General features: G+C 54.1%; 5 protein-coding genes. 2 read left to right on the forward strand and 3 right to left on the reverse strand.

The window, feature by feature from the left end:
- On the forward strand, positions 1-1,029 hold a 1,029-nt coding region (locus tag CW742_RS07095), incomplete at its 5' end, for a DNA topoisomerase VI subunit B (RefSeq protein ID WP_292418423.1).
- Positions 1,022-2,110 carry a DNA topoisomerase IV subunit A gene (locus CW742_RS07100; RefSeq protein ID WP_292418426.1) on the forward strand — a complete coding sequence of 363 codons (1,089 nt, stop codon included), beginning with the start codon at positions 1,022-1,024 and terminating at the stop codon, positions 2,108-2,110. The genes CW742_RS07095 and CW742_RS07100, both read left to right, overlap by 8 nt.
- Positions 2,111-2,276: 166 nt before the next feature.
- On the opposite strand, the gene CW742_RS07105 is transcribed toward CW742_RS07100, so the two are convergent.
- From CW742_RS07105 to hisH, 3 genes are read right to left on the reverse strand one after another with little or no spacing between them, the layout of a single operon-like run.
- Positions 2,277-3,401: an N-acetyl sugar amidotransferase gene (locus CW742_RS07105; protein ID WP_292418429.1), complete on the reverse strand. Its 1,125-nt coding sequence runs from the start codon at positions 3,399-3,401 to the stop codon at positions 2,277-2,279.
- Positions 3,394-4,158: an AglZ/HisF2 family acetamidino modification protein gene (locus CW742_RS07110; protein ID WP_292418431.1), complete on the reverse strand. Its 765-nt coding sequence runs from the start codon at positions 4,156-4,158 to the stop codon at positions 3,394-3,396. The genes CW742_RS07105 and CW742_RS07110 overlap by 8 nt, the downstream gene beginning before the upstream one ends.
- The gene (gene hisH, locus CW742_RS07115; protein ID WP_292418433.1) at positions 4,158-4,784 is read right to left on the reverse strand and encodes an imidazole glycerol phosphate synthase subunit HisH; all 627 of its coding nucleotides are present in this window, start codon (positions 4,782-4,784) and stop codon (positions 4,158-4,160) included. Before hisH ends, CW742_RS07110 begins: the two co-directional genes overlap by 1 nt.
- Positions 4,785-4,969 lie beyond the last annotated feature (185 nt).

The following is a 4,969-nucleotide window of genomic DNA, read 5'->3' on the forward strand; positions in this document are numbered from 1 at the left end:
GGTTTCAGCCGCGCAGGGAAGAAGACCGCGCAGGAGATGTGCGACCGCGCGGGGCTCAAGGGGACCCTTGAGGTCCAGGGGCTCTCTGTGGATCAGCAGAAAGCCCTGCTTGCCGCCATGCAGGAGGTTTCTGTGCCGGCACCTCCCACGACACAGTGCCTCTCCCCCATTGGCGAGGAATTAATCCGGCGCGGGCTCGATAAGGAGTTCCAGATGGACTTTGTCTCCGCCCGGACGCGGCCGAGCTCTGTCTTCTCCGGTCACCCGTTCATGGTCGAGGCAGCTATCGGGTACGGGGGAAAGCTTCCCGCAGAAGGGAACGCGATAATCCTCCGGTTCGCGAACCGCGTCCCGCTCATGTACCAGCAGGGTGCCTGCGCCATCACGGAATGCATTACGAATGTCAACTGGAAGTCCTACAACCTTTCGCAGCAGGGGCTGCCCACGGGACCGGTCCTGATCCTTGTCCACGTTGCCTCGACCAATGTCCCCTTCACGAGCGAGAGCAAGGATGCCATTGCGAGCATCCCGGAGATCGAGAAGGAGATCGTGCTCGCCCTCCAGGACCTGGGCCGGGAGCTCAAGACATTCCTGTCCCGCCGGGACCGGAGCAAACTGGCCGAGGACCGGGCGCGGGCGGTCTGCGCCATCATCCCCGAGTTATCCGCAAAGGTCAGCGAGATCGTGGAGAAACCTCTCGTGGACACCACTCCGATTGAGGGAAAACTGATGCGGAAACTGATCGCCAAGAAGTCGACCCGCGAGGGCAAGGTCATCATCGAACTGGCGAATTATAGCGGGTTCGAGGGCGAGATCTCTGCATACGACATCTCCGCTGATAATGCAGCTGACGCTGAGCCAAAGGCGGACTTCGTGAGCGAGATGGACGGGCAGTTCACCAAGGTCTGGAAGATGACGATCCCTTCGAAGTCAACCTGGCAGGTCACGTATTCCGGCAAAGGCGGCGGGATTCTGGATATACGCGGGATAGACGATAGCAAGAAGATGGTGGTGGACCTCGATGTCTAGAGAGGAACTTGAGAAGAAAGCGATTATCTCGCTGCTCAATATCGCAAGCGCGTGGTACGACCAGATGAATGCCGGCGAGATCCCGTCCATCTCCCTGCCGAGCAGGACCAAGTACAACATCGAGTATGACGATGCGAGCGAGGTCTGGAAGTACGGCGACAAGGAGAGCCTCCGGAATGCTGCTTCTGCCAAGAGCGCGACCCATCTCTTAAAGATGGCCTATGTCATCGGCTTCATCAAGCAGCAGCTCAGAGAGAACCGCTCGTCAACACTGAGAGAAATGTACTATATCTCGGAGGGCTGGAAGCGCGCGAAATTCGGGGCGCAGGACGAGAGCAACTACCTTATCGAAGATTTGGAAATCCTCTCCGATGTCCCGCGGGAAGGCTTCCACCTCCACCCTGAGGAGAACGGGGCGTCGATTTACGGTCCGATACGCATCCGTGAGGAGACACGGAGGGGGATGAAAACCATCCACTGCCAGGATGATGTCGGGCAGGCGGGATACACGATCCCGAACAGTGTCGAGAACATTGAGTTCGTGGACCATGATGCAAAGTTCGTCATCGCCATCGAGACCGGTGGTATGTACGACCGTCTCATCGAGAACGGGTTTGACGAGGAGCATAATGCGGTCCTCGTCCATCTCAAGGGGCAGCCAGCCCGATCGACACGGCGGATGCTCAACCGGATGAGCATGACGTGGGACCTGCCGATCCTTGTTTTCACGGATGGCGACCCGTGGTCCTACCGTATTTACGGGTCCGTTGCGTACGGTGCTATCAAGAGCGCTCATATGTCCGAGCTGCTTGCCACGCCGAAGGCACAGTTCCTTGGGCTGAGGCCGAGTGATATCCGGGATTACAATCTGCCTTCGGATAAACTGACGGAGAAGGATGTCGAGGCGTTGAAGTCTGAATTGACTGATCCCCGGTTTGCTACAGATTACTGGAAGAAGGAGATTAATCTGCAGCTGGAGATGAACCTGAAGTCAGAACAGCAGGCGTTTGCGGCGCGGGGGCTGGATTTCGTGACGAAGAAGTATTTGCCGGCAAGGCTGAGTGAGATGGGGATAATCTGAAGAACGTCATTCGCAATTGATCCTTTTTTTGGCATTCAGAAAACCTGTCTCAATAACCTGGTATTTGCAATTCGTCACCGCTTCTGCGTTGTTATTTCTGTGGGATATGTGGCAAAAGGAGAGTCGGGTTACTGGGAAAATTCAGACGAGAAAAAAGGGAATAATCTTATCCGAGATCGACCAGATGGAGTTTCCTGTTGAGCCCAAGCAGGATCTCGGAGATCCACTTTTCTGAGCCGTAGTACTCGTGAGGTACTGCTGGAGTTTGTATATATTTATCAAAGCTTTCTGGTGTAAAACCCAGTTTCTTCATAACAAAGATTTTGTCCTGTTCCTCCTGTCGGGGATCGGGATAGGCAGGTTTACTCAGCTTTTCTAAGGCTTCATCACGGGTCATCTGGCCGCTCATGACCAGAGTCGCCAGGTACACCCGGAGGATGTCATATCCGAATTTCCGGGGCAGGATATACCCCTGGTAAAAGCGGGTAAACACCGATTCATAGTGCTTGAATGGGTAGGGCTTATAACTAAATTCCTTCTGGAGGAGCGCGAGCGCATCGGCCTTGTTGTACGTGAAGTAATCGAGAAATGCAATCCACTTGATACGGTTAATAACAGTAAACCGGATGAAATCAAACGATCCAATGAGCGGGTGCGTCTTGATGGGAACGGTACCAAAACGCTTGTGGATCTGCTGGATGTTGTAGGCATCGTACTTGAAATTATTCCAGTGCGGGGGAATACGCATTCCTTCTGTTGCGCTGTTACAACCGGAGAGAAGGTACTTCAGTTTATATTTTGCAGCCTGCTGGAAATTGAGGGCAATCATCGCGTTGTCCATTAAAAGTTCAATGTCCACGACATTTGCTTTAAAGAACGAGAGCTGGAGATCCTTGTTCTCTTCCCAATCGATAACATGGGTATAAAGATCGACACCGAGGTGCTTAACCATACTCGCGATATTGTGAGCGGCAAGTTCCGAGTTCCAGCCATTGTCGAGATGGACAGCGAGCGGGCGAAGGCCTGAATGGACTGCAAGGTAAAGTGCGTAGGAACTGTCAACGCCCCCAGAAACCCCGACAATGCAGTCATACTCTTTGCCCCTGCCATCAGCCTTGACTTTTGCGATGAACTTCTCGCGGTGTGCCTGGTGATCTGCAACGGTCGCCTTTGCGGCAGTAAGTTTCTCCAGGTATTCCGTACAATAATTACAGACCCCTTGCTCATCAAAGGTGATATCGCAGGCAGTTGTATCCATCACACAGCGGGTGCAGATCCGGTATTCAACCATTTTTGAAGATCCCTTCTAACGTTCGCTGTGGAGGATAGTTAATCATTACTGCCCGATGCCTGCCCATGTACACGAACATACTTCCTGCGGCAACAGCTGAGGCGCCGGCATCAGCGGCTTTTCGGAAATGTTCAGGAATCCCGGCCCCTCCACAAGCTATGAGCGGGACACTGATTTCCGGCGCAAGAGTACGAATCAGGTCGATATCATATCCTTTCCCGGTCCCTTCCCTGGCAACATCGTTGACGAAGATTTCCCCGGCGCCTCCTGAGATAGCCTCGCGGATGTAGGCGAGCGGGTCCTTGTCTGTGGTTTTTCCCGCGAGGGTGTCGTAGACGCGATACCGTCCCAGCCAGTCCTTTTTTACGTCCACTGCGACTACTGTACTCGAGGCCCCGAGTTTTTCGGAGATCTCATGAACCAGACCGCGATTCCTGAGGATGGCCGAGTTCACGACAACCTTCTCTACTCCAAGGCTGACAAGGCGCTGCGCCTCTTCCGCCCGACGGATCCCCCCGCCGTATGCAATAGGCATGAACGCTTCGCTGATGATGTCCTGTATGAGTTCGAAATCCGGTGGGGTCCCTTTCTTTGATGCCTCAATATCGAGAAGGATGAGTTCGTCTACTTCCATCTCATTAAAAATGCGGACCGCATTGATGGGATCCCCTACGTATTTCGGATCGGCAAATGATATAGTCTTGACAAGGCCGCGGTTCTTTAAGAGCAGGCAGGGGATGACGCGGGTGCGGAGCATCAGGTGGCCCCCAGCAACCGGCGGAAAAGATTCATCCCGAAACGGTGGCTCTTCTCCGGATGGAACTGGACACCGATAATGCGGCCGTCGTGTTCGATTGCTGACGTGAAATCCCTTCCGTACCGGGTGATCGCAACGATGTCCTGCGGATCATCGCATTCGACATAGTACGAGTGAACGAAATAGAACCGCTGCTCTTCAGAATTCCCCTCGAAGATACGGGATGGCCGGGCCGGGCGGACAATGTTCCAGCCCATGTGGGGTACGCGGAGGCTCTGGTTCTCCGGCAATAACTTTTTCACCCTGCCCCTGACAAGACCGAGTCCTCCAAGCGTTCCCTCTTCGCTCGATTCCATGAATAGCTGCATTCCAAGGCATATGCCGAGGATTGTTGCTCCATTAGCAGCGGCATCCTTCACTGCGGCATCCATGCCAGTTTTGTGCAGGGCGATCATGCCGGCATCGAACGATCCGACTCCCGGAAGAATGAGCATGCGGGCATTTCTCACAGTATCCGGCGATGCTGAAGCCTCGGCGTCGCCTCCCACGAAACGGATCATCTTGAGTACCGAGGCGATGTTCCCGACACCGTAATCGATGACCGTTATCGGAGATTTGTCGTCCATGACAGTGCCCTGAAGGTTTTTTGGATCCTCGCTTTCCTTTCAGACCCTGCAGGGGAGGGCCGAAATTTCAGATTCCTTTTTTTTCCCAGCCGGCGATCCGAGCAGGTTACGATAGAACAGAGTGTAGATGGTTTCTGGGGTATAATTCGTTTTCAAATTTTCCCGTACGCCCTGCTGGGGACCCG

Origin of the sequence: Methanoregula sp. (genome assembly GCF_002835825.1) — an archaeon.
Taxonomy (GTDB): domain Archaea; phylum Halobacteriota; class Methanomicrobia; order Methanomicrobiales; family Methanospirillaceae; genus Methanoregula.